Origin of the sequence: Nocardia sp. NPDC058176 (assembly GCF_042883805.1) — a bacterium.
Taxonomy (GTDB): domain Bacteria; phylum Actinomycetota; class Actinomycetes; order Mycobacteriales; family Mycobacteriaceae; genus Nocardia.
On record NZ_JBHVVA010000008.1, the window covers coordinates 137,783 to 160,325 of the forward strand.

24 protein-coding genes are annotated in these 22,543 nt (G+C 70.8%); 11 read left to right on the forward strand and 13 right to left on the reverse strand.

Annotated features, from left to right (window positions below):
• Positions 1 to 174 precede the first annotated feature (174 nt).
• The 6 genes from lgt to ACFVVM_RS30400 all read right to left on the reverse strand — a co-directional run bounded on the left by lgt (position 175) and on the right by ACFVVM_RS30400 (position 6,629).
• Positions 175 to 1,251 (reverse strand): prolipoprotein diacylglyceryl transferase, encoded by a 1,077-nt coding sequence (gene lgt, locus ACFVVM_RS30375; protein ID WP_387625303.1) that lies wholly within the window; start codon positions 1,249 to 1,251, stop codon positions 175 to 177.
• A 121-nt stretch (positions 1,252 to 1,372) separates the two neighbouring features.
• Positions 1,373 to 2,173 carry a tryptophan synthase subunit alpha gene (gene trpA / locus ACFVVM_RS30380; RefSeq protein ID WP_387625305.1) on the reverse strand — a complete coding sequence of 267 codons (801 nt, stop codon included), beginning with the start codon at positions 2,171 to 2,173 and terminating at the stop codon, positions 1,373 to 1,375.
• A complete protein-coding gene (gene trpB, locus ACFVVM_RS30385; protein ID WP_387625307.1) occupies positions 2,170 to 3,435 on the reverse strand; it encodes a tryptophan synthase subunit beta in 1,266 nt (421 codons plus the stop codon). Before trpB ends, trpA begins: the two co-directional genes overlap by 4 nt.
• The gene (gene trpC, locus ACFVVM_RS30390) at positions 3,432 to 4,253 is read right to left on the reverse strand and encodes an indole-3-glycerol phosphate synthase TrpC (protein ID WP_387625309.1); all 822 of its coding nucleotides are present in this window, start codon (positions 4,251 to 4,253) and stop codon (positions 3,432 to 3,434) included. Before trpC ends, trpB begins: the two co-directional genes overlap by 4 nt.
• Positions 4,254 to 4,377: 124 nt before the next feature.
• Entirely contained in the window at positions 4,378 to 5,094 is a 717-nt protein-coding gene (locus ACFVVM_RS30395; protein WP_387625311.1) for a TIGR02234 family membrane protein, read from the reverse strand.
• Positions 5,091 to 6,629 (reverse strand): anthranilate synthase component I, encoded by a 1,539-nt coding sequence (locus ACFVVM_RS30400; protein ID WP_387625313.1) that lies wholly within the window; start codon positions 6,627 to 6,629, stop codon positions 5,091 to 5,093. Before ACFVVM_RS30400 ends, ACFVVM_RS30395 begins: the two co-directional genes overlap by 4 nt.
• Before the next feature lie 137 nt (positions 6,630 to 6,766).
• Here ACFVVM_RS30400 and ACFVVM_RS30405 point away from each other — a divergent pair, with 137 nt between their 5' ends.
• The 4 genes from ACFVVM_RS30405 to ACFVVM_RS30420 all read left to right on the forward strand — a co-directional run bounded on the left by ACFVVM_RS30405 (position 6,767) and on the right by ACFVVM_RS30420 (position 8,883).
• Entirely contained in the window at positions 6,767 to 7,042 is a 276-nt protein-coding gene (locus tag ACFVVM_RS30405) for a hypothetical protein (RefSeq protein WP_387625315.1), read from the forward strand.
• A 112-nt stretch (positions 7,043 to 7,154) separates the two neighbouring features.
• The gene (locus ACFVVM_RS30410; RefSeq protein ID WP_387625317.1) at positions 7,155 to 7,625 is read left to right on the forward strand and encodes a peroxiredoxin; all 471 of its coding nucleotides are present in this window, start codon (positions 7,155 to 7,157) and stop codon (positions 7,623 to 7,625) included.
• 59 nt (positions 7,626 to 7,684) lie between these two features.
• Positions 7,685 to 8,272 carry a permease gene (locus ACFVVM_RS30415; RefSeq protein WP_387625319.1) on the forward strand — a complete coding sequence of 196 codons (588 nt, stop codon included), beginning with the start codon at positions 7,685 to 7,687 and terminating at the stop codon, positions 8,270 to 8,272.
• Between the two features lie 143 nt (positions 8,273 to 8,415).
• Positions 8,416 to 8,883: a MarR family winged helix-turn-helix transcriptional regulator gene (locus tag ACFVVM_RS30420; RefSeq protein ID WP_387625321.1), complete on the forward strand. Its 468-nt coding sequence runs from the start codon at positions 8,416 to 8,418 to the stop codon at positions 8,881 to 8,883.
• Here ACFVVM_RS30420 and hisI read toward each other — a convergent pair.
• Together hisI and ACFVVM_RS30430 are read right to left on the reverse strand one after the other, a co-directional pair.
• Complete coding sequence (hisI, locus tag ACFVVM_RS30425) at positions 8,880 to 9,224, reverse strand: phosphoribosyl-AMP cyclohydrolase (RefSeq protein ID WP_387625323.1); 345 nt, start codon at positions 9,222 to 9,224, stop codon at positions 8,880 to 8,882. The two genes, ACFVVM_RS30420 and hisI, sit on opposite strands and share 4 nt — an antisense overlap.
• Positions 9,221 to 10,519 carry a PucR family transcriptional regulator gene (locus ACFVVM_RS30430; RefSeq protein WP_387625325.1) on the reverse strand — a complete coding sequence of 433 codons (1,299 nt, stop codon included), beginning with the start codon at positions 10,517 to 10,519 and terminating at the stop codon, positions 9,221 to 9,223. The genes hisI and ACFVVM_RS30430 overlap by 4 nt, the downstream gene beginning before the upstream one ends.
• A 133-nt stretch (positions 10,520 to 10,652) precedes the next feature.
• On the opposite strand from ACFVVM_RS30430, the gene ACFVVM_RS30435 reads away from it, so the two are divergent.
• The 6 genes from ACFVVM_RS30435 to ACFVVM_RS30460 all read left to right on the forward strand — a co-directional run bounded on the left by ACFVVM_RS30435 (position 10,653) and on the right by ACFVVM_RS30460 (position 16,541).
• Entirely contained in the window at positions 10,653 to 11,411 is a 759-nt protein-coding gene (locus tag ACFVVM_RS30435) for an ABC transporter ATP-binding protein (protein ID WP_387625327.1), read from the forward strand.
• Positions 11,408 to 12,124, forward strand: a complete 717-nt coding sequence (locus ACFVVM_RS30440; RefSeq protein WP_387625329.1) for an ABC transporter ATP-binding protein — start codon at positions 11,408 to 11,410, stop codon at positions 12,122 to 12,124. Before ACFVVM_RS30435 ends, ACFVVM_RS30440 begins: the two co-directional genes overlap by 4 nt.
• The gene (locus ACFVVM_RS30445) at positions 12,121 to 12,999 is read left to right on the forward strand and encodes a branched-chain amino acid ABC transporter permease (protein ID WP_387625331.1); all 879 of its coding nucleotides are present in this window, start codon (positions 12,121 to 12,123) and stop codon (positions 12,997 to 12,999) included. Before ACFVVM_RS30440 ends, ACFVVM_RS30445 begins: the two co-directional genes overlap by 4 nt.
• Complete coding sequence (locus ACFVVM_RS30450; RefSeq protein WP_387625333.1) at positions 12,996 to 14,042, forward strand: branched-chain amino acid ABC transporter permease; 1,047 nt, start codon at positions 12,996 to 12,998, stop codon at positions 14,040 to 14,042. Before ACFVVM_RS30445 ends, ACFVVM_RS30450 begins: the two co-directional genes overlap by 4 nt.
• A 1-nt stretch (position 14,043) precedes the next feature.
• Entirely contained in the window at positions 14,044 to 15,294 is a 1,251-nt protein-coding gene (locus tag ACFVVM_RS30455; RefSeq protein ID WP_387625335.1) for an ABC transporter substrate-binding protein, read from the forward strand.
• A gap of 89 nt (positions 15,295 to 15,383) precedes the next feature.
• On the forward strand, positions 15,384 to 16,541 hold the full coding sequence (locus ACFVVM_RS30460; RefSeq protein ID WP_387625337.1) for an acyl-CoA dehydrogenase family protein: 1,158 nt from the start codon (positions 15,384 to 15,386) through the stop codon (positions 16,539 to 16,541).
• On the opposite strand, the gene ACFVVM_RS30465 is transcribed toward ACFVVM_RS30460, so the two are convergent.
• The 5 genes from ACFVVM_RS30465 to ACFVVM_RS30485 all read right to left on the reverse strand — a co-directional run bounded on the left by ACFVVM_RS30465 (position 16,542) and on the right by ACFVVM_RS30485 (position 20,737).
• Positions 16,542 to 17,480: a TIGR03564 family F420-dependent LLM class oxidoreductase gene (locus tag ACFVVM_RS30465; protein WP_387625339.1), complete on the reverse strand. Its 939-nt coding sequence runs from the start codon at positions 17,478 to 17,480 to the stop codon at positions 16,542 to 16,544.
• Positions 17,481 to 17,602: 122 nt separating this feature from the next.
• The gene (gene hisF / locus ACFVVM_RS30470) at positions 17,603 to 18,412 is read right to left on the reverse strand and encodes an imidazole glycerol phosphate synthase subunit HisF (RefSeq protein ID WP_387625341.1); all 810 of its coding nucleotides are present in this window, start codon (positions 18,410 to 18,412) and stop codon (positions 17,603 to 17,605) included.
• 5 nt (positions 18,413 to 18,417) lie between these two features.
• Positions 18,418 to 19,239 carry an inositol monophosphatase family protein gene (locus ACFVVM_RS30475; RefSeq protein ID WP_387625343.1) on the reverse strand — a complete coding sequence of 274 codons (822 nt, stop codon included), beginning with the start codon at positions 19,237 to 19,239 and terminating at the stop codon, positions 18,418 to 18,420.
• A gap of 7 nt (positions 19,240 to 19,246) precedes the next feature.
• A complete protein-coding gene (gene priA, locus ACFVVM_RS30480; protein ID WP_387625345.1) occupies positions 19,247 to 19,978 on the reverse strand; it encodes a bifunctional 1-(5-phosphoribosyl)-5-((5-phosphoribosylamino)methylideneamino)imidazole-4-carboxamide isomerase/phosphoribosylanthranilate isomerase PriA in 732 nt (243 codons plus the stop codon).
• Positions 19,979 to 20,125: 147 nt separating this feature from the next.
• The gene (locus tag ACFVVM_RS30485) at positions 20,126 to 20,737 is read right to left on the reverse strand and encodes a maleylpyruvate isomerase family mycothiol-dependent enzyme (protein ID WP_387625347.1); all 612 of its coding nucleotides are present in this window, start codon (positions 20,735 to 20,737) and stop codon (positions 20,126 to 20,128) included.
• 466 nt (positions 20,738 to 21,203) lie between these two features.
• On the opposite strand from ACFVVM_RS30485, the gene ACFVVM_RS30490 reads away from it, so the two are divergent.
• Positions 21,204 to 22,457: a DUF2786 domain-containing protein gene (locus ACFVVM_RS30490; protein WP_387625349.1), complete on the forward strand. Its 1,254-nt coding sequence runs from the start codon at positions 21,204 to 21,206 to the stop codon at positions 22,455 to 22,457.
• Positions 22,458 to 22,543 lie beyond the last annotated feature (86 nt).

A 22,543-nucleotide genomic window follows, 5' to 3' on the forward strand; every position in this document is an offset into this window, starting at 1 on the left:
CGTGCGGTACCCGTCGTGGCCCCCGGCCGGTGGCGATCGGCCGAACGGCGGCGCGCCCGCGGCCGGTGTCGCCTCGGGCGCCCCTCGAACGACCGGCGACACTGTCGACGAAATATCGCGGCGGGCGTCTGGAATGTTGCCGCACGCCCGCCGATTTGGCGAACCCTTCGTGGTTCAGGACTTCTTCGTCCCCGATTTCGTCGGCTCGGCGACCGCGTCCTCGGCCGCCGGGGTCTCGTCGTCGGACTTGTCCTGGGTCGGCGCGGCCTTGTCCGTGCTCACGGCCTTGTCCGTGGTCGCCGCCTTGTCCGTGGACGTGGCGTCCGCGGCGTTGTCGGCCGCACCGGCCGCCCGCAGCTTCGAGATCTGCCACGGCCACGGCCGCACCTCATCGCTGGGCTGCAACTGCGCCGGGGTCTCCCTGCCCTTGGTCGCCAGTGCGAAATAGGCCATGGCGCCGAGGAAGACGATCGCGGAGGTGAACGAGTTGATCCGGATGCCGAGCACCTGGGTCGCCTCGTCGCTGCGCATCAGCTCGACGAAGAACCGGCCGAAGCTGTACCCGGCGACATAGAGGGCGAACAGGCGTCCGTGCCCGATCCGGTAGCGCTTGTCCAGCTGCACCAGCAGCACGACGATCAGTACGTTCCAGATGAGTTCGTAGAGGAAGGTCGGGTGCACGACCTCCTGGACCTGGCCGGTCGAGACACCGTTCATCATGTCCCGCGCGCCGGTCTCGGGGTTGAACCGGTTGTAGATCTCCAGACCCCACGGCAGATCGGTCGGGCGGCCGTAGAGCTCCTGGTTGAAGTAGTTGCCGAGGCGGCCGATCGCCTGGGCGAGCAGCACCGCGGGCGCGATCGCGTCACCGAGGGCGGGCAGCGGGATCTTGTACACCCGGCAGCCGATCCAGGCGCCGACGCCGCCGAAGAACACCGCGCCCCAGATGCCAAGGCCGCCCTGCCAGACGTAGAGGGCCTCCATCGGGTCCTTGCCCTCGCCGAAGTACTTCTGCCAGTCGGTGGCCACGTGGTAGATCCGGCCGCCGATCAGCCCGGCGGGCACCGCGAACATCGCGACATCGAGCACCGCCCCCGGCTGACCGCCGCGCGCGCGCCACCGGCGCTCACCCCACCACAGGGCGACGATGATGCCGAGGATGATGAACAGCGCGTAGGACCGGAGCGGGACGGGTCCGAGGTGCCAGACGCCCTGGGGCGGACTCGGAATGTAGGCCAGGACTGAGTTCACGCGCCCCAGGTTAATGGAAGGGCGCACGGGCACGTTGCCGCCACCCGAACAGTGGTCGCCGCACCGATGACGACACCGGGCCCGGCAGCGTCTGCGCTGCCGGGCCCGGATGTCGGACGAACTAGATGCGGACGGTCGCCGAACGCACGCCCTCGGCCAGCTCGGCGGTCAGTGCCCGCACGGCGTCGAGGCTCTCGGCGGCGGCCGAGACCAGGGCCGAGCCGACGATCACGCCGTCGGCGTAGCCGGCGATCTCGGCGGCCTGTGCCCCCGAGCGCACGCCGAGGCCGACGCCGATCGGGATGTCGGAGTGCGCGCGGATCCGGGCGCACAGGGCGGGCGCGGCCGAGGAGACCGCGTCACGGGCGCCGGTCACGCCCATGGTGGAGGCCGCGTAGACGAAACCGCGCGAGGCCTCGAGGGTCTTGACCAGTCGCTCCTCGGTCGAGGACGGCGCGACCAGGAAGATGCGGTCCAGATTGTGCGTGGACGAGGCGATGAACCAGTCGTCGGCCTCGTCGGGGATCAGGTTCGGCGTGATGATGCCCGCGCCACCGGCCGCGGCCAGGTCGCGCGCGAAGGTGTCGACGCCGTACTTGAGCACCGGGTTCCAGTAGCTCATCACCACGGCCTGTCCCCCGGCCTCGGTGATGGCCTCGACGACCCGGAACACGTCGCGCACCCGCACCCCGCCGCGCAGGGCCTGCTCGGCGGCGGCCTGGATGGTCGGTCCGTCCATCACCGGATCGGAGTAGGCGACGCCGACTTCCACGATGTCGCAACCGGATTCGACCATGGCACGAACCACGTCGATCGATCCGGCGAGATCGGGATAGCCCGCGGGCAGGTACCCCACGAGCGCGGCCCGGTTCTCCGCGCGCGCGGCGGCGAAGGTGTTCGCCAGACGGGACTGCTGGCTCACGACTGGTTCTCCTCGGCGTCGTCGTCGAACAGACCGAACCAGCGGCCCGCGGTGTCCATGTCCTTGTCCCCGCGACCGGACAGGTTGACCAGGACGACCGCGCCCTCGCCGAGCTCACGGCCCAGCTTCAGCGCGCCCGCCACGGCATGCGCGGACTCGATGGCCGGGATGATGCCCTCGGTGCGAGAGAGCAGCAGCAGCGCGTCCATGGCCTCGGTGTCGGTGATCGGCCGGTACTCGGCGCGACCGATGTCCTTGAGGTGGGCGTGCTCGGGCCCGACGCCCGGATAGTCCAGACCGGCCGAGATCGAATGCGATTCGATGGTCTGCCCGTCCTCGTCCTGCAGCAGGTAGGAGTAGGCGCCCTGGAACGCACCGGGCGTGCCACCGGTGAACGTGGCCGCGTGCCGCCCGGTTTCGACGCCGTCACCGGCCGCCTCGAAACCGACCAGGCGCACACCGGCGTCCGGGATGAAGGCGTGGAAGATGCCGATGGCGTTGGAGCCGCCGCCCACGCAGGCCACCACCGCGTCGGGCAGCCGGCCCGCCTGGCTCGGCTGCTGGATCTGCTCGCGCGCCTCGAGCCCGATCACGCGCTGGAAATCGCGCACGAGCAGCGGGAACGGGTGCGGGCCCGCGGCGGTGCCGAAGCAGTAGAAGGTGTCGTCGGCGTTGCTGACCCAGTCGCGCAGCGCCTCGTTGATGGCGTCCTTGAGGGTCTGCGAACCGGAATCGACCGGAATGACCTCGGCGCCGAGCAACCGCATCCGGGCGACATTGAGCGCCTGGCGGGCGGTGTCGACCGCGCCCATGTAGATCACGCAGTCCAGGCCGAGCAGCGCGCACGCGGTCGCGGTGGCGACGCCGTGCTGACCGGCGCCGGTCTCGGCGATGACGCGGGTCTTGCCCATCCGCTTGGCCAGCAGGACCTGGCCGAGGACGTTGTTGATCTTGTGCGAACCGGTGTGGTTGAGGTCCTCGCGCTTGAGGAAGATCCGCGCGCCACCGGCGTGCTCGGCCAGCCGGGTGCACTCGAACACCGGCGACGGCCGGCCGGTGTAGTCGCGCTGCAGCCGGTCGAGCTCGTCGAGGAAGCCGCGATCGGAACGGATCTTGTCGTACTCGGCGGTGACCTCCTCGATCACCGCCATCAGCGCCTCGGGGACGTGCCGTCCGCCGTAGACGCCGAAGTGCCCGCCCGCGTCGGGCTCGTAGTCGCTGTACCGGGCGACACCGGCACTGGCCGGGGGCAGAGCGGTCACCGAATACTCCGGCGGGCCGGCTTCGGGCAGGACGGGTGGGTGCCCGCGGTCACCAGTTCGGACACCGCCGAACGCGGGTTGCCGCTGGTCACCAGGCCCTCGCCGACGAGCACCGCGTCGGCGCCCGCACCGGCGTAGGCCAGCAGGTCGGCGGTGCCGCGGATCCCGGACTCGGCCACCCGGATGACCTCCGAGGGCAGACCGGGCGCGATCCGCGCGAACACGTCGCGATCGACTTCCAGGGTCTTGAGATTGCGGGCGTTGACGCCGATCACCGACGCACCGGCCTCGAGCGCGCGATCGGCCTCTTCCTCGGTGTGCACCTCCACCAGGGCGGTCATGCCGAGGGATTCGGTGCGGTCGATCAGCGAGGCGAGCACATCCTGTTCGAGCGCGGCCACGATCAGCAGGATCACGTCGGCGCCGTGGGCACGGGCCTCGTGGATCTGGTACGGGCCGACGACGAAGTCCTTGCGCAGGACCGGGATGTTCACCGCGGCGCGCACGGCGTCGAGGTCGTCGAGGGAACCGCCGAAGCGGCGGCTCTCGGTGAGCACGCTGATGATGCGCGCGCCACCGTCTTCGTAGGCCTTGGCCAGCACGGCGGGATCGGGGATGTCGGCCAGCGTGCCCTTGGAGGGGCTGGCGCGCTTCACCTCGGCGATGACACCGATCCCGTCCTCGTGCAGCGCGGCCCGCGCGTCCAGCGGTGCCTTCACGGCGGCCGCGGCAGCTTTGATCGCCTGAAAATCGAGGAGGGCTTCGCGGGCGGCAACGTCCGCCCGCACCCCGTCGAGAATCGAGTCGAGTACCGTCATCTGGCTCGAATCCTTTCTGGGGAGACGAACTTCTCACCTGAGAGTCCCCTCAGGCGCTGTCTCACCGATGCTGGACAAGAATAAATGGCCGCCGCGCGTGTCACTGCGGCGGGGGTGCCGGGCGTCACGGCTTCCGCTCGCCCGGCGCGCGGTCCGCACCGGGCTCGTCGGGGTCCTCGGTCGGGTCGGTGCCCGCGTCGAGCGCGTCCCAGAGCACCCGGTCCGACAGCGGCGCGGCGGTTCGCGTCTCCGACTGCTGCTTGCTCACCTGCGCGCTGGCGTCGGCGCGGCGGACCACCGGGTTGTCGTACTTGCTCGACAGTTCGGTGCCCCGGCCGGTCCGGCGGGTCAGCAGGACGCCGGCGATCAGGGCGAGAGTGGCCGCCAGAATCGACAGAATCGCAGGCCCGAGGTGTGTGTCGGCGCCGCTGACCACCGCGCGCACCGGCAGCTCGGCCAGGGTGCCCGCGCGTTCGGCGGTCCTGCCCTCCCCCACGGCCAGCGCGAACCCCGGCACCGCCGCGACCGCGGCGACCACCGCGATCACCACCCCGAGCACCTGCCGCAGCGCGCCCTTGACCGCGAACACCGCCGCGATCGAGGCGAGCAGCACCAGCGCCAGCGGGGTCAGGGCGCCGAACCAGGTGCTGCCGTCGAGGTCGTCGGTGCGCGGTTCGGTGAGCCCGTCGGCGGAGTGCACCGTCACCCAGGTCATGCGTGACGAGGCCCACAGTCCGGTCGCGGCGACCGCGAGCAGCGCGACCGGGACGATCGGCTTGGCGGCCGGGGCGGGCGCGGTGCCGCCGTCGGGGTGCTCGCCGCGCGCCGCCGACTCGCTCATGCCTCGCCGCCCTCGTAGGTGCGCAGGGTCTTGGCCGCCGCGATCGCCTTGAGCACCGCCATGGCCTTGTTGCGGGCCTCGGTGTCCTCGTAGACCGGATCGGAGTCGGCGACCACGCCGGCGCCCGCCTGCACGTAGGCGGTGCCGTCCTTCAGCAGCGCGGTGCGGATGGCGATGGCGGTGTCGGCGTCACCGGCGAAGTCCAGGTAGCCGACCACGCCGCCGTAGACCCCGCGCCGGGTCGGTTCCAGTTCCTCGATCAGCTCCATCGCCCGCACCTTGGGCGCGCCCGAGAGCGTGCCTGCCGGGAAGCAGGCCTGCACCGCGTCGAGCGCGATCTTGCCCTCGGCGAGCTGCCCGGACACCGTGGAGACCAGGTGCATCACGTGGCTGTAGCGCTCGATGTGGCGGTATTCGGTGACCCGCACCGTGCCGGGACGGCAGACCCGGCCCAGGTCGTTGCGGCCGAGGTCGACGAGCATCAGGTGCTCGGCGTTCTCCTTGTCGTCGGCGAGCAGGTCCTTCTCGAGCAGGATGTCGTCCTCCTCGGTCTTGCCGCGCCAGCGGGTCCCCGCGATCGGATGGGTCGTGGCGACCCCGTCCTTCACGGTGACCAGCGATTCGGGGCTCGACCCGACGATGGAGAACGCGGTGCCGCCCTCGCCGTCGGGGATGTGCATCAGATACATGTACGGGCTCGGGTTCGAGGCGCGCAGCATCCGGTAGACCGCCAGCGGGGAGCCGGTGTAGTCCATCTCGAAACGCTGCGAGAGCACCACCTGGAACGCCTCGCCCGCCTCGATCTCCTTGATCAGGCGGCGCACGCCGACGCTGAACTCCTCGGTGGTGCGGCGGCGCAGGAACTCCGGCTCGGGCTGGTCGAACACCGACACCGTCGAGGGGGCGGGCGCGGCCAGCGCGGCGGTCATCGCGTCCAGGCGGGCCACGGCGTCGTCGTAGGCGGCGTCGACGTGCTCGTCGGTGCCGTTCCAGTTCACCGCGTTGGCGATGAGGGTGATCGCGCCCTCGTGATGGTCGAAGGCGGCCAGGTCGGTGGCCAGCATGAGGACCAGCTCGGGCAGCTGGAGATCGTCGGTGGCGAGTTCGGGCAGCCGCTCGATCCGGCGCACCGCGTCGTAGCCGAGGTAGCCGACCAGGCCGCCGGTCAGCGGGGGCAGACCGGGCAGGCGTTCGGTGCGCAGCAGTTCGAGGGTCTCGTGCAGCGCGCGCAGCGGGTCGCCGCCGGAGGGGGCGTCGGCGGGAACGGTGCCGAACCAGGTCGCCTCGCCGTCGACGACGGTCAGCGCCGACGGAGCGCCGGCGCCGATGAACGACCAGCGCGACCACGAGCGCCCGTTCTCCGCGGACTCGAACAGGAAGGTGCCCGGCCGGTCGTCGGCGAGCTTGCGATAGGCCGAGAGCGGAGTTTCGGAGTCCGCCAGCACCTTTCGGGTCACCGGGACCACCCGGTGTTCGGCGGCGAGCAGCCGGAACTGGTCGCGGGTCGTGGTGGTTGGTGTCGACGCGCCCTGCATGGGCCCATCATCCCAGGCTGCCCGCCGCCGCCGTGCGCTGGCCCGACCCCATTCGATATCCCGGCGTGATCGGGATCACCTACACTCGCGCGCGTTCCATGTCGCATGCGGTAATTCCCTTCCCGAGAGGAGCCAGGTTGTACCCCTCGCACCAGGGCGCACAGGACGGCCGGTTGGCCGCCCCGTCGCAGCAGCACTACGGTCCCGGCCAGCAGTCGTCGCCGACGAGCGCGCTCAATTCGTTCGTCACCTACGCCAAGGCCATCCAGGAGCTGGACAAGAAGAACTTCCCCGACGAATACGCCGGGCACAGCGATCGCATCCGTGAGCTCGAGCCGCTGCTGCGCGCGCACGGGATCCTGGACGTGATGCAGATCCGCAATCCCGAGATCGCCGCGCTGCTGCAGAAGTAGGCCCGACGGGTGCGTGGCGTCGGAGGCGGCGCCCGTCATCGCGTGGATTCCCGTTCGCTGCCCGGCGAGCGGGGATCTTCCTTCCCGGTCGAGCGCTGGCTAGGGTCGTGGCATGCAGCCAGGCCAGCCCGCTCCCCAGTTCGAGCTCCCCGATCAGTCCGCTCAGCTCCGCTCGCTCGACGGCCTGCTCGCCGACGGCCCGCTCGTGCTGTTCTTCTACCCCGCCGCCAACACCCCGGTGTGCACGGCCGAGGCCTGCCACTTCCGCGATCTGAGTGCGGAATTCGCCGCCATCGGCGCCTCGTGCGCCGGGATCAGCACCGACAGCACCGAGGTGCAGGCCGGTTTCGCGGCCAAGCAGCGGCTCGACTACCCGGTGCTGTCCGACAGTGACGGCACGGTCGCCGAGAGTTTCGGCGTCAAGCGCGGACTGCTGGGCAAGCTGGCCCCGGTCAAGCGGCACACCTTCGTCATCGACACCGATCGCACGATCCTGAAGATCGTCACCGGCGAGTTGCGCGCGGCCGTGCACGCCGACGAGGCGCTGCGGTTCCTGCGCGAACGCGCGGGCACACCCGAGTAGCCGAAACGCCGGGCAACGGATCGACGCCCGGCGCCGTCGCCGCACTTACGCTGGAGCCCATGACAACCGGCGAGGTGCAGTCGAACGGTCAGAAGTCCACCGCCATCGTGTGGCGCAACCGGGCGATCTTCACGGTCGCCACGGTCGTGGTGCTGGTGATCGCGTATCTCATTCTGTCCTCGTTCATCCCGCGCTGGTGGGCCCAGCGGCTGGCGAGCATGGTGCACGGCAGTTTCACGATGGGCATCTGGTGGGGCCTGGTGTTCGGCCTGGTGTTCACCCTGGTCCCGCTGCTGCTGGTGGTGCTGGCGATCCGGGTGTGGAAACGCAAGGGCGGCAAGTTCATCGCGGGCGCGGCGGTGATCGTCGCGCTGCTGACCGCGATCCCCAACCTGATGACGCTGACCATCGTGCTCGGCGGCAACAACGCCGCACACGCCGGTCAGCGCATCCTCGATGTCGACGCGCCCGCCTTCCGGGGCGCCTGCCTGGTCGGCGCCATCATCGCGGCCCTGCTCTTCGCACTGGTCCTGGCCCTGATGGGCAAGCGCGGGCTCAACCGCCGCAGCGCCGCCAAGGCCGCCGCGGCGCCCGCTCCCGCGCCGACCCCGCCGCCCGGCACCCCGCCGATGACCGGCGATCGGTAGCACCCACCCGCACCTGCCGGTGCTGTGAGTGACCTCACGACCACCGCCAACTCCCGGACGCCACAGCGACGTCGTGGCAAACTCGTTCCGGTGCGCGTCCCACACCGTCCCCACCGCCGCCCGGCCGCGAGGCAGTTCCGGCGATGACCCAGTGGCTCGACCCCGTCGAACAGCGCGCGTGGCAGGCGATCGTCGCGCTCATGACCCGGATCCCCGGCGCGTTGGACACCCGGCTGCAACGCGAGTCCGGGCTCACCCATTTCGAGTTCCGGGTGTTGAGCCTGCTCTCGGAGGAGGCCGGACACCGCCTGCAACTGAGTGATCTCGCCCACAAGGCAAACGCGTCGCTATCGCGGCTGTCCCATGTGGTGTCCAAGCTCGAACGCCTCGGCTGGGCGCGCCGGGACACCACCGCGGGCAAGCGCGGGGTGTACGCGGTCCTCACCGACGCCGGATTCGAGAAGGTGATCGAGGCGGCGCCCGGCTATGTCGCCACCGTCCGCAGGCTGGTGCTCGACGGCCTCGACGACGCCCAGACCGCGCAGCTGGCGGTGCTCGGGGAGACCCTGTCCGACCGGCTGAACCAGATGCTCGCCGAGGATTGCGACTAGTTCGCCGGCAGCAGCACGTCGGTGTCGAAGCAGGTGTGCGTGCCGGTGTGGCAGGCGGCGCCCTCCTGATCGACGATCAGCAGGATCGTGTCACCGTCGCAGTCCAGGCGCACCTCGTGCACGTACTGGGTGTGGCCCGAGGTCTCGCCCTTGACCCAGTACTGCTGCCGGGAGCGCGAGTAGTAGGTGCCCTTGCGGGTCTCGAGGGTGCGGGCCAGCGCCTCGTCGTCCATCCAGGCCATCATCAGCACGTCACCGGTCGACTTCTCCTGCGCCACCGCGGCGACCAGGCCCGCCTCGTTGCGCTTGAGGCGGGCGGCGATGGCGGGGTCGAGGCTCATGCCTCGTTTATAACACCGGCCTGCAGCTCGATCGCCACCAGCAGCTCGACGAGGTCGTTGACGCTGCGCACATTCCGCCCGGTGAGTTCCTGGATCCGGCCGAGCCGGTACTTGGCCGTGTTGAGGTGGATGCGCAGGGTCTCGGCGGCCTCGCGCAGGTTCATGTCGGCGGCGGCGAAGGCGCGGATGGTCTCGGCCAGGGTTCCGCCGCGGGCGCGGTCGTCGGCCAGCGCGGTGCCGATGCGCGGGTCGACGAGCTGACGGGTGGTGTCGTCGGCGCGCAGCAGCAGGTAGCGGAACGGGGTCATCTGGGGCAGCGCGAGCACCCCGCCGTCCTCGGGCAGCAATGCCAGCGCTGCCTTGGCCTGGCGGTGGGCGCGCGGGATCTGCGCGATCTCGGTGACCGCGGCGCTCACCCCGATCGCCAGCGCGAGCCCGTCACGGCACAGCTCGGCGCGCATGTCGCGCAGCCGCTCGCACAGTTCGTCGGCCGAGCCGTCGCGCGCCAGCGCCGGGATCGCGACGATCTCCGCCTCACGAACCACCGAGAGCGTGCGCAACCCGTTGACACCGACGCGCGCGGTCGCCGCCGACACCAGCTGCCTGGCTTCGCCGAGCGCGTCGGCGGATTCGGCGCGGGCGGAGTGGTCGAGCACGACGGCGGTCACCACGACCAGCGGTGCGGTGCGTTCGGCGCCGATCCCGTGCGCGGTGGCCACCGACAGGTGCGGACCACCCGCGGGGAGCGCGCCGTCGAGCAGCGCGTCCATCAGTGCCCGGCCGTCGCGGCCCGATTCGGCGGCCACGTACTGCTGGAACTCCAGGTAGGCGTCGGTGGCCTGGGTGCTGATCAGATCGGTGTAGCGGGCCAGCGGACCGGCCAGCGACAGCACGGCCTCCCGGCCGGCCTCGGTCTCCCCCGCGTGGGCGAGCAGCGATTTCCAGATCGCGCGCTGACCGAGGCGGAAGGCCGCGATGTAGTCGACCAGCGGCAGTCCCGAGCGCGCCCGCCGCGCGGCAGCCTGCCGCGCATAGGTGACATCGGCCGGGGTGACCCGCTTGCGTTCGAGCAGCGCGCCGAGTCCGGTGCGACTGAGCCGGGCGAGCTGATCGTGCACGTCGGCGAGGAAACCGGGGTCGGCGGCGCCGTAGCCGGGGAGCTGGTCGCGGATCTTGGCCATCACGTCGTTGGCGATGTCGTCGGCGTGGTCGTAGGCGCAGGCGACGATCCGCGCGCGTTCGGCCTGCACTGTCTCCGAGACCGGTTGAGCGAGCAGATGTGATCCAGGCAACATGTTCCGGGAGTGTGCATGTCCGATTTCGCGGTGTCAACCGGCCCGGGCACTGTCCACAGCGGACGAGGCGGCGCCCACAACTTGGTCCACAACGTCCGATGTGGCCGCTGACCTGTGATTTTAGTCTCGGCACATGCTCGAGATAACCAACCTGACGGTGCGCTTCGGCGGCATCACCGCTCTGCAGGATGTGGGGTTCACGGTCGCCCCCGGCGAGATGGTCGGCCTGATCGGACCCAACGGCGCGGGCAAGACCACCCTGTTCAACTGCATGACCCGGCGCAACCGCCCCACCTCGGGCACCCTGCGCTACCGCGAGGTGGACCTGGCGACCGTGCGGCCCGACGCCCTGGCCGGGCTCGGTATCGCCCGGACCTTCCAGAACCTCGGCCTGTTCCCCCGGCTGTCGGTGCGCGAGAACGTCCTCGTCGGCGCGCACCACCGGGCGCGCGCCGGTTTCGTCTCCGCGGGCCTGCGCCTGCCGCACGTGCGGCGGGAGGAACGGACACTGCGCGCCGAGGCCGACGAGCTGCTCGCCCGGCTGGACCTGACCGCGGTCGCCGATCACCCGGCGGCGGGTCTGCCGTTCGGCACGCTCAAACGGATCGAACTGGCCAGGGCACTCGCGGTGCGGCCGCGGCTGCTGCTGCTCGACGAACCGGTCAACGGCCTCAGCCACGGCGAGGTCGACGAGTTCGCCGAACGCCTGCGCGCGCTCCAGGCCGAGCTGGAGCTGACCGTGGTCGTGGTCGAACACCACATGGGTTTCGTCATGGGCACCTGCGATCGCGTGGTCTGCCTGGAGTTCGGTCGGGTGATCGCGGAGGGGAAACCCGAAGCGGTGCAACAGGATCCGGCTGTCATCCGCGCCTATCTGGGGGTGGCGGCATGATCACGGTCACCGATCTGCACGCGGGTTACGGCTCGGCGAAAGTGCTGCACGGCGTGGGTTTCTCGGTCGCCGAGGGCGAGGTCTGCGCGATCCTCGGCCCGAACGGCGCGGGCAAGACGACGCTGCTGCGCGCCCTGTGCGGCATGGTCAAGGTGCGCGGCACGCTGCGGCTGGACGGCACCGAGGTGACCGGCCGCGCCCCCGAGGCGATGGCCCGGCTCGGCGTCGCCCATGTTCCCGAGGGCCGCGGCACCTTCGCCCCGCTCACCGTCGAGGAGAACCTGCGCCTCGGCGCGTACTCGCGTCGCGACCGGTCCGGCACGGAGACCGACCTGCGCCGCGTCTACGACTACTTCCCGATCCTGCGCGAGAAGCGGCGCGAGGCGGCGGGCGGCCTGTCCGGCGGCCAGCAGCAGATGCTCGCCGTCGGCCGGGCCCTGATGCTGCGGCCCCGCGTGCTGTTGCTCGACGAGCCCTCGCTCGGGCTGTCCCCGCTGGTCACCCAGGAGCTGTTCGGGATCGTGCACACCATCAACGAGGAGGAACGCACCACGGTGATCGTCGTCGAGCAGAACGCCCACCTGGCACTGGGTATCGCGCATCAGGCGCACGTGCTGGAGACCGGCCGGATCGTGTTGTCCGGCACCGCGGATCAGATCAGGGCCGACGAGCAGGTCACCCGCTCCTATCTGGGAATCCAGGTGCGGCCGTGACCGATTTCGCGCAGCAACTCATCGAAGGACTCTCGGCGGGCGCCATCTACGCCGGTCTCGCCCTCGCCCTCGTCCTGATCTACCGGTTCACCGGCATCGTCAACTTCGCCCAGGGCGAGCTGGCCATGTTCTCGGCCTTCCTGGCCTGGCAGCTGAGTCAGGTGATGCCGTTCTGGGCGGCGCTGCCGCTCACACTGGCCCTCTCCTTCGTCGCGGGCATGCTCATCGAACGGGTGATCATCCGTCCGGTCGAGGGCGCGCCGGAGATCACCCTGGTGATCGTCACCGTCGGCCTGTTCTTCACCGTGCACGCCGTCGCGGGCTGGATCTGGTCCTACCAGGTCAAGCCGTTCCCGAACCCCTTCCCCGAGGGCGCGATTCGCGCGGGTGGCGTGAGCGTCGGCTTCGGCAGTCTCGGCATCTTCGCCGTGGTCGCGGTGGTGATGGCACTGCTGTACGTGCTGTTCCGCTACACCGGGATCGGTCTGGCGATGCGCGCGGTGGCCTGCAATCCGTCCTCGGCCCGGCTGGTCGGCATCCGGGTCGGCACCGTGCTCGCGCTCGGCTGGGGCCTGGCGGCGCTGGTCGGTTCGGTCTCGGGTGTGCTGTCGGCCCCGCTGCTGTTCCTCGAACCCAACATGATGGGCGGCGTTCTCATCTACGCCTTCGCGGCGGCGACCCTGGGCGGTTTCGACTCCCCGGGCGGCGCGGTGGCGGGCGGCCTGATCGTCGGCGTCGCCGAAACCCTCACCGGCGCCTACGTCGACGCGATCGGCACCGAACTCAAGATCGGGGTGCCGCTGGTGATCATCCTGGGCGTGCTGCTGGTACGCCCGCAAGGTCTGTTCGGACACGCGGCGGTGGAACGGGTATGAGCAACGTGCATCTCTCCGACAAGACGGCCACACCCGCTGTCCCCCAGGCGAAGTCGTTCCTGATTCGAGCGGGTGCCGTTCGATGGCCGCTGCTCGCGACCACGGCGCTGCTCCTGCTCGCCGTCGCGGCCCCGTTCCAGCTGGTGCCCTTCCACACCTTCCAGCTCGCCATGGCCATGATCTACGCAGTCACCCTGCTCGGCCTGAACCTGCTGGTCGGCCACACCGGCCAGATCTCGCTGGGCCACGGCGCCTTCTTCGCCATCGGCGCCTACACCGCCGCGATCGCGATCCAGCACGGGGATCTCCCGTATCTCGCGACGATCCCGATCGCCGCCGCGGTCACCTTCGCGCTCGGCTTCGCCCTCGGCGTGCCCGCGCTGCGACTGCGCGGCCTGTATCTGGCCCTGGTCACCCTGGCCATCGCCATCTTCGTCGTCCCGCTGCTCAAGCGCTTCGACGGCCTCACCGGCGGCTCGATGGGACTCACCGTCGGCAAACCCGTCCCGCCCGCCTGGACCGGGCTGGCCGAGGATCAGTGGCTGTATTTCCTGGCGCTGGTCACCACCGTGGCGAGCTTCGCGCTGGTCGCCGGGATGCTGCGGTCACGGGTGGGCCGCGCGCTGCACGCGGTGCGCGACAACGAGATCGCCGCCGAGGTGCTCGGTGTGAACCTGGCCCACTACAAGACCCTCGCCTTCGCCTGGAGCGCCCTGCTCGCCGGGATCGCGGGCTGTGTCTACACCTGGGTGATCGCGTTCGTCTCGCCGGATTCCTTCGCGGTGACGCTGTCGATCACGCTGCTGGCCGGGCTGGTCGTCGGCGGGCTCGGCACCACCTGGGGGCCGCTGCTGGGCGGGCTGTTCGTGATGTTCGTGCCCAGCCTGGCCCAGGACGTCAACCAGGCCGCCCCCGGCGTCATCTTCGGACTGCTGATCATCGCGGTCATGTATCTCGCGCCCCGCGGGCTGGCCGGTCTGGCCACCCAGGCGACGCACTGGCTCGGACATCGTGTTCGGAAAGGGAAAAACCATGCGCACTAGGATGATTCGCACTCTCGGAGTGGCGGCCGCGCTACTCACCGCGCTCGGCACGCTCACCGCCTGCGGTGGTCGCGGCGCCGAGACCGGCACCGTCGGGACCGGCGACTGTCAGGGTCAGCAGACCACCGGCATCACCGACACCACGATCAAGCTGGGCGGGGTGTATCCGCTCTCGGGTCCGGCCTCGGCCTACGGCGCGATCCCCAAGGGGATCCAGGCCTACTTCGACTACATCAACGCCGAACAGGGTGGGATCGACGGGCGCAAGGTCGAATACCTGGTGCGCGATGACGGCTACCAGCCGCCCAAGACCGTCGAGGAGACCAGGCGGCTGGTCGAGCAGGATCAGGTGTTCGCGGTCTTCCAGACCCTCGGCACGGCGACCTCCGCAGCGGTGCGCGACTACCTCGACCAGCGCAAGGTGCCGCAGATCTTCGTCGCCACCGGCGCCACCGAGATCGGCGCCGACACCGAACATCCGTGGACCATCGGCTGGCAGCCCAGCTACCGCACCGAGGGTCTGGCCTACGCCCAGCATGTGCGGACCGAACGACCGAACGCGACCGTGGCGGTGCTCTACCAGAACGACGACTTCGGCAAGGACCTGTTGAAGGCGTTCCGCGAGGGCATCGAGGGCAGCGGCGTCACGGTCGTGGCCGAGCAGAGCTTCGAGGTCACCGACCCCACCGTCGACGCCCAGGTCCGCAACCTGGCGAACTCGAAAGCCGAGGTGCTGCTGAACTTCGCGACCCCCAAGTTCGCCTCCCAGGCACTGGCCGCCGACGCCCGCAACACCGACTGGAATCCGCTGCACGTGCTCACCCAGGTGTCCAACACCATGGCCACGCTGCGACCGGTGGGCCTGCCCAATGTCCAGGGCACGGTGAGCGCCGCCTTCCTCAAGGACGCCGCCGATCCGCGCTGGGCCGACGACGAGGGCATGCGGACCTACAAGTCGAAGCTGGCCCAGTACGCGCCGGGTGTCGACGTGGAGAACCAGCACACCATGGCCGGCTGGGCGATGGCCGAGAGCCTGCACAAGACCGTGTCGTCGGCGACGTGCCCGACCAGGGAGGGTCTGCGGGACGCGATGCGCTCGCTCGACGGCGTCGCCGCCGGCCTCATGCTGCCCGGTATCACGATGAACACCGGCGAAGGCGACGGCTATCCGATCGAAGCCGTCGGCATCCAGACCTTCGTCGGCGAGCACTGGTCCCTGGCCGACGGCCTGATCGACACCTCCGGTAAGTGACACATTCCCTCCGGCCCGCTGTCGCGATGCCGCAGCGGGCTCCAGGGCGGCGAACGCGCGCGCCAGTGCGCAGAAGATGTGAGCCCTCGATGCGCAGAACAGTTTTCGACGCCGACCACGCGCGCTTCCGTGCCGCGATGCGCGCGTTCATCGACGCCGAGGTGGTGCCGAGTTTCGGCAAGTGGTACGACGACGGCCTGGTCCCGCGCGAGTTCTATTACCGCCTGGGCGAACTCGGTGTCCTCGGGCTCGAGGTGCCGGTCGAGTACGGCGGTGCCGGTGTCGAGTCGTTCCGGTTCCGCGCCGTGCTGGCCGAGGAGATCGCCCGGGCCGCCGTGTCTTTCGGCGGTTCGAGCGCGCACGTGACCCGCTGCCTGCCCCTGATCACGGCGCTGGCGACGCGGACGCAGCGGCAACGGTGGCTGCCCGGATTCGTCACCGGGGAGACGATGTTCGCCCTCGCGCTGGCCGAACCGGGCACCGGGATCGAACCCGCGGGCATGCGCACCACCGCGCCGCTGTCGCTCGACGGCACCGAATACCTGCTCAACGGGTCGAAGACGTTCGTCATCGGCGGTGTGCACGCCGACCGCGTCATCGTGTGCGCGCGCACCGCGGCACCGCGCGCCGAGGACCCCGACTACGGGTTGTCGCTGCTGGTCGTCGACGCCGCGGCCACGGGTTACCGGGTCGCCCGCCAGCTCGACACCCTCGGCCGCAAGGTCAGCGACACCGCCGAACTCACCTTCACCGACGTGCGCGTACCCGCCGCCGACCTGCTCGGCGCACCGCAGCACGGCCTTGCCCATCTGGCCGCGCAATCCGTGCGGGAACGTCTGAGCATCGCCGTCGGCGCGTACGCGCAGGCCAAGGCGGCGACGCGGTTCGCCCGTCGCTACACCACCGAGCGGCGCGCGTTCACCCACCCGGTGGCGAGCTTCCAGAACACCCGCTTCGAACTCGCCGCCTGCCACGCCGAGGTGGACGCGGCCGAAGCCGTCGCCGACCGCGCCGTCGCCGCCCACGACCGGGGCGAGCTGAGCGCGGCGGGCGCCGCCTCGGCGAAGCTGTTCTGCACCGAGGTGGCGGGCCGGGTGATCGACCGCTGCCTCCAATTGCACGGCGGCGTCGGCTATCTCGCCGACTCCCCCATCGCCCGGCTCTACGCCGATCACCGCGTCGACCGGATCCAGGGCGGCACCAGCGAGGTGCTGCGCTCGGTCATCGCCGCCGAGATGGGGCTGTAGTCAGCGAGCCCGGTTCAGCTCGCCGAGCAGGCGCCAGGTGCGCAGCTGGTCTTCCGGGGTGGTGATGTCGGTCTGCGCGAACACCACCTCGGTGGCGCCCGCCGCGAAGTAGTCGGCGACCGTGGCGGCGACGTGCTCCTCGTCGCCGATCACCACCAGCTCGGCGGCGCGCTCGGCACCGGAGAGCTCGATCACCCGGCGATAGGACGGAATGCTGTCGTAGAAGGCGGTTTTCGCGGCGGCGGTGGCCCGCGCGCCCGCCACATCGGCGGTGACCACTCCGGGGACGACCGCCACGACGCGCGGACGCGGCCTGCCCGCGGCGGTGGCCGCGGCCGTCAGCGGGGCCACGATGTGCTCGGCCAGCGCGCTCGGCCCGACGAGGAAGGGCACGGTGCCGTCGGCCAGTTCGCCGGTGGCCCGCAGCGCTTCCGGGCCCATGGCGGCGACCAGCACCGGCACCGTCGGCCGGGCGCCCGCGACAGCGGTCGGCAGCGGGTTGGCCGCGGTGAGCGTCTCGCCCTGGAAGTCGACCTCGCCGGTGTCCAGGATCGCCCGCAGCGCGGTGAGGAACTCACGCAACCGCAGCGCGGGCCGATCGAAACTGCCACCGAACGCGCGCTCGGACAGCTCCCTGGCACCGAGGCCGAGTCCGAGAACGAACCGCCCACCGGTCGCCGCCTGCGCGGTCTGCGCCTGACTGGCCACCAGCAGCGGGTGCCTGCCCGGCACCGGCACCACCGAACTGCCCACCTCGATCCCGGGCACCGCGCGCCCGAACAGCGCCGCGAGCGTGATGGCGTCATTGCTGAACGTCTGTCCGGTCCACACCGAACTCAATCCGGCGTCCGCGGCCACACGGGCCTGCGCGATGGCGGTGTCGACGGCGTTGTCGGACTGGTCGAGGGCCGACGGTGCGAGGGCGATTCCAATGCTCATCCCGGTGGCAACACCGTCGGAGCGGATACCGATTCCCATCCACTCAGCGTGATTCCATCACCTGCCCAAGGGAATTCGACAGGCCCCCGACGCCACGCTGGTCTTCGCGGCGCCCGAGTCGCTCAGCGGACGGTGATGCCGTCCGCGCGCATCGCGTCCTTGACCTGGCCGATGGTCAGGTCGCCGAAGTGGAACACGCTCGCGGCCAGCACCGCGTCGGCGCCCGCGTGCACAGCGGGCGGGAAGTGCCCGACCGCGCCCGCACCGCCGCTGGCGATCACCGGCACGTGCACCGCGGCCCGCACGGCCGCGATCATCGGCAGGTCGAAACCGGCCTTGGTGCCGTCGGCGTCCATCGAGTTCAGCAGGATCTCGCCGACGCCGAGTTCGGCGCCGCGGATGGCCCATTCGACCGCGTCGATGCCGGTGCCGCGCTTGCCGCCGTGGGTGGTGACCTCCCAGCCCGACGGGGTGTCGGGCTGACCGTCGGGCACGGTGCGCGCGTCGACCGAGAGGACGATGCACTGCGAACCGAAGCGCTGCGACATCTCCGAGAGCACCTCGGGGCGGGCGATGGCGGCGGTGTTCACCGACACCTTGTCCGCGCCCGCGCGCAACAGCCGGTCGACATCGGCGACCGTGCGCACCCCGCCGCCGACGGTGAGCGGGATGAAGATCTGCTCGGCGGTGCGGGTCACCACGTCGAGCATGGTGCCGCGGTCGCCGGTGGAGGCGGTGACGTCGAGGAAGGTCAGTTCGTCGGCGCCCTGCGCGTCGTAGGTGGCGGCCAGCTCCACCGGATCACCGGCGTCGCGCAGGTTCTGGAAGTTGACGCCCTTGACCACCCGGCCCGCGTCCACGTCGAGGCACGGGATCACGCGGACCGCCAGGGTGCTCGTCGTACTCGCCCGTTCGTCGGTGCGCGGTGTCATGGTGTTCAGCCTCGTTCCTCGTCGCTGACCGTGCAAATCATTTCCAGGAGTTCGGCGTGCACGCCGGGCGCGGCGGCCAGCACCGAGCCGGAGGTGATCGTCCACGGCGCGCCCGCCAGATCGGTGACCACGCCACCCGCGGCCCGCACCAGCGCGACCCCGGCCGCGTTGTCCCAGGGATGGTGGCCGAACACGACCGCGCCGCCGAGCACCCCGGAGGCGGTGTAGGCCAGGTCGATGCCGGTGGCGCCGTGCATGCGCACCCGCGAGGACAGCCTGCTCAGCGCGCCGAGCAGGTCGAAGCGGAACTGGCCGGGGATGCGGCCCGCCGAATCGAGGTTGAAGGCGCCGAAACCGATCATCGCGTCGGCGAGCTTGGCCGGTTCCAGCGGCGGCAAGGCCACACCGTCGAGGTACACGGGCCCGCCGGTGACCGCCGCGTACCGGCGTCCGAGCGCGGGCAGCCAGGTCAGCCCGATCACCGGTTCGCCCTCGTGCACGAGCGCGAGCAGGATGCCCGACATGGGGTGGCCGGAGGAGTAGTTGAAGGTGCCGTCGATCGGGTCGAGCACCCAGGCCGTGCCGGAGGTGAGCGCGGGACCGCCGAATTCCTCGCCGTGCACCGCGATCCCCGTGCGCTGGTGCAGCTCGGCGGAGATGGTGCGTTCCAGTTCGAGGTCGAGTTCGGTGGCGAAGTCGTTGCGGCCCTTGGTCACCGCGCTCGGCGCGCCGACACCTTCGACGAACCGCGCGACGACGCCGTCGAGTACCTGGGTGGCGACGGTGAGCAGGTCGGTGAGTTCGGCGGTGTTCGGCGCGGTGGTCATCGGTGGGTCAGCGCACCGCGGCCAGGGCCTCGGGCAGGGTGAACCGGCCCGCGTAGAGCGCCTTGCCGATGATCGCGCCCTCGACCCCTTCCTCGGCCAGGCCCGCGATGGCGACCAGGTCGTCGAGCACGGAGATGCCACCGGAGGCGATCACCGGCGCCTCGGCGGCATTGGCGACCTCGCTCAGCAGCTCGAGGTTGGGGCCGGTCAGCGTGCCGTCCTTGGAGACGTCGGTGACGACGTAGCGGGCGCAACCGTCGCGTTCGAGGCGCTCGAGCGCCTCCCACAGGTCACCGCCGTCGGTCACCCATCCGCGGCCGCGCAGCCGCCATTCCCCCTCGATCTGCTTCACGTCGAGCCCGACCGCGATCCGGTCGCCGTACTCACCCAGCACCTTCGCGCACCACTGCGGATTCTCGATCGCCGCGGTCCCGATGTTGACCCGCGCGCACCCGGTGGCCAGCGCCGCCTTCAGCGAGTCGTCGTCCCGAATCCCACCGGACAGCTCGACCTTCACATCGAGCTCGCCGACCACCTGCGCGATCAGCTCCCGATTGCTCCCCTTGCCGAAGGCCGCGTCCAGATCCACCAGATGCACCCACTCGGCCCCCGCCTGCTGCCACGCCAACGCCGCATCCCGAGGCGACCCGTAGCTCGTTTCGCTACCGGCCTCCCCCTGCACGAGGCGCACGGCCTCACCATTGGCGACATCGACAGCGGGCAACAGCACAAGACTCACCCGATCAGACTAGTAGGTCTGCCCACCGGTTTCCGCCACCGGTCACCACCGCTGAGGCCCGTGTCACCACCGCACGCCGGTGGACGGTTGATCACCAGGCGCTCCTGGCGGCATCGGCCGAGAAGCCGCACCACCGATGCCTGGTGATCAACCGTCCAGGCGGCGGCGGAGTTCGGGGAGGCCGGGGCCGGTGAGGTCGTCGAGGGCGATGGGGCGGCCGACGGCGGCGAGGGCGATGGCTTCGCCGGGGCCGTGGATCTCCGGGCCCTTGCCCGCGGACCAGGGGACGTCGGTGGCGACGAAGCGCAGGCCCCTGGTGCGTTTGCCGGGGAAGGCGAAGGGGTCGGGGTGGTTCAGGACCGCGGTGAGGCGGTCGGCGGGGATGGTGCGGGGGCGGTTCAGGGGGCGACGGATGTCCTGCTGGTGGACCAGCAGGTCGGCCAGGACGAGTCGCGGCGCGAACCTTGCCAGGCGACCCGCCTTCTCCTCGAACCGGTCGACCAGGTCCCCGGTCGGCCGGTCGGCGAAGGACGCGACGAGGGCGTTGTTGGTCCGGTCGACCGAGGGGTGCCGCAGCGCGAACCGCGCGTAGCTCAGCGGTGGAATGGTGTCGGTGAGCAGATGAGCGAGGACATCGCGCACCCGCCAGCCCGCACACAGCGACGGCGTCTCCCATTCCTGCTCACTCAGATCCCGCAGCAGTTCGACCAGTTCGCCACGTTCCGCGGCCAGCATCCCCCGATAGCTCACCCGATCCACAGTAGGCCCGTCGGCCGACGCCCGCGCCCTATTCGCCACGGATTCCCGCGAGCTGGAGCAAATCCGCCCCGGCGCAGACCTGGACAGTTGATCACCACGCTCTGGTGGCGTTCGCTACTCGTCCGATACTCACCTGAGAGCGTGGTGATCAACTGTCCAACAGCTTGTCCCGAGATCCGCGGTGGCGACCATGGGCGCCGTAGCCCGGGCGGCGCCGACACGGTGTGCGGGTGGTGGATCCCGTGGCAGGGACACGCTCGGTCAGGAAATCCTGGGCGAACAGCACCGGCGTGCATTCGGTCGCAAAGGTCGGTCCGCGAGGAACCGAGTCGTGCCCCCACACGCTCGCCCTGTGCCGCGCCGGGACAATGTTCGAGGCGCCGACCGACCTGACCGCCGGCCCGTGGATCGACCGCGTGGCACACCGGTCGATCCGGCGCCGACTCGACCGAAAGGACACCCGACCGTGGGCAAACAGAATCGCCGCCGCCGCACCGGTCGCAAGGCCGTGCCCGGGCTGACGCTGGATGCCGACGCGCTCTCCGGTGACCCGGCGCGCATCGCCGAGGCGATCGCGATGGCCGCACTCGCCTGGGCCCAGGGCGACACAGCTGGGGTCGGGAGCTTCCTCGCCCGAATCACCGGGCAAGGTCCGATCAGCGAAGAACTGGCCATCGGTACGCGCCTGGCGAGCGAGCGCCTGATCGCCCACGCCTTCGAATTCGGCTGGCTACCGGCCGACGTGCACCAGGCGGCCCGGCGCCGCCTCGACGAGTTCGCCGTCGGCTACCTGACCGACCTGATGGCCGAGCACCGCGCCGGGTTCGCCGCCGAATCGGTGGACGAGACCTGGCAGCGGCAACTCGACGACCTCGACGCCGCCGTCTGGTGGACCGCCGACCGCCCACACCTGAACCAGTGGGCCGACCGCGCCCTGCTCACCGGCCACGAGGCGCTGACCGCGGTGATCGCAGCCCTCGCCCTCCTGGTCCAGCTGCCGAAACTCGAACGGATCCGCCCGCTCCCCGGCACCGTCCGCCCCCACCGGCCTCACCACGGTGTGGACGAGAAGACCCTCGGCCGCGTCCGCGGCCTGCTGGCGAAGGCCGAGTCCACCGCGTTCCCCGAGGAAGCCGAAACCCTCTCGGCCAAGGCCCAGGAACTGATGACCAAGTACGCGATCGACCGCGTCCTCCTCGAAACCCCCACCACCCCCATCGATCTCCCCACCGCGCGCCGCATCTGGCTCGACACCCCCTACACCGACGCCAAGGCCCTGCTCATCGACCTGGTCACCCGAGCCAACCGCAGCCGCGCGATCTTCGCCGCGGACTGGGGCTTCGTCACCATCATCGGCGACGACCCCGACCTCGACGCCGTCGAACTCCTGTCGACCTCCCTGCTCGTCCAAGCCACCCGCACCATGATCGACACCGCCCCCACCACCGCCGAAGCCCGCTCCCGCGCCTACCGCAAAGCCTTCCTCACCGCCTACGCCACCCGCATCGGCGACCGCCTCGCCGCCACCACCGCCACCACCATCGCCGATTCCGACCCCACCCAACTCCTCCCCCTCCTCGCCACCCACCACCAACGAGTCGACAATGCCGTCGAAACCTACTTCCCCACCACCCACACCCGAGGCATCACCATCCGCAGCACCGAGGGCTGGGACGCAGGCACCGAAGCCGCCAACCGCGCCCACCTCGACAACAGCTGAGCCCAGCGCCCGCACGAACCGCGGCGACCAACCGCCCGAGAGCTGAAAGTCTTTGCGGCGGCTCTACATCGCACCGGAGCACCGCA

Bases quoted from the DNA above. Each gene is read 5' to 3' on its own strand.
- ACFVVM_RS30400 (WP_387625313.1), bottom strand. From the start codon at position 6,629: ATGCAGGGCGCGTCGACACCAACCACCACGACCCGCGACCAGTTCCGG.
- ACFVVM_RS30420 (WP_387625321.1), top strand. From the start codon at position 8,416: ATGACCCAGTGGCTCGACCCCGTCGAACAGCGCGCGTGGCAGGCGATC.
- ACFVVM_RS30460 (WP_387625337.1), top strand. From the start codon at position 15,384: ATGCGCAGAACAGTTTTCGACGCCGACCACGCGCGCTTCCGTGCCGCG.
- ACFVVM_RS30450 (WP_387625333.1), top strand. From the start codon at position 12,996: ATGAGCAACGTGCATCTCTCCGACAAGACGGCCACACCCGCTGTCCCC.
- ACFVVM_RS30410 (WP_387625317.1), top strand. From the start codon at position 7,155: ATGCAGCCAGGCCAGCCCGCTCCCCAGTTCGAGCTCCCCGATCAGTCC.
- ACFVVM_RS30440 (WP_387625329.1), top strand. From the start codon at position 11,408: ATGATCACGGTCACCGATCTGCACGCGGGTTACGGCTCGGCGAAAGTG.
- ACFVVM_RS30455 (WP_387625335.1), top strand. From the start codon at position 14,044: ATGATTCGCACTCTCGGAGTGGCGGCCGCGCTACTCACCGCGCTCGGC.
- ACFVVM_RS30395 (WP_387625311.1), bottom strand. From the start codon at position 5,094: ATGAGCGAGTCGGCGGCGCGCGGCGAGCACCCCGACGGCGGCACCGCG.
- hisF (WP_387625341.1), bottom strand. From the start codon at position 18,412: ATGACACCGCGCACCGACGAACGGGCGAGTACGACGAGCACCCTGGCG.
- ACFVVM_RS30415 (WP_387625319.1), top strand. From the start codon at position 7,685: ATGACAACCGGCGAGGTGCAGTCGAACGGTCAGAAGTCCACCGCCATC.
- trpC (WP_387625309.1), bottom strand. From the start codon at position 4,253: ATGACGGTACTCGACTCGATTCTCGACGGGGTGCGGGCGGACGTTGCC.
- ACFVVM_RS30430 (WP_387625325.1), bottom strand. From the start codon at position 10,519: ATGTTGCCTGGATCACATCTGCTCGCTCAACCGGTCTCGGAGACAGTG.
- ACFVVM_RS30435 (WP_387625327.1), top strand. From the start codon at position 10,653: ATGCTCGAGATAACCAACCTGACGGTGCGCTTCGGCGGCATCACCGCT.
- ACFVVM_RS30475 (WP_387625343.1), bottom strand. From the start codon at position 19,239: ATGACCACCGCGCCGAACACCGCCGAACTCACCGACCTGCTCACCGTC.
- ACFVVM_RS30465 (WP_387625339.1), bottom strand. From the start codon at position 17,480: ATGAGCATTGGAATCGCCCTCGCACCGTCGGCCCTCGACCAGTCCGAC.
- hisI (WP_387625323.1), bottom strand. From the start codon at position 9,224: ATGAGCCTCGACCCCGCCATCGCCGCCCGCCTCAAGCGCAACGAGGCG.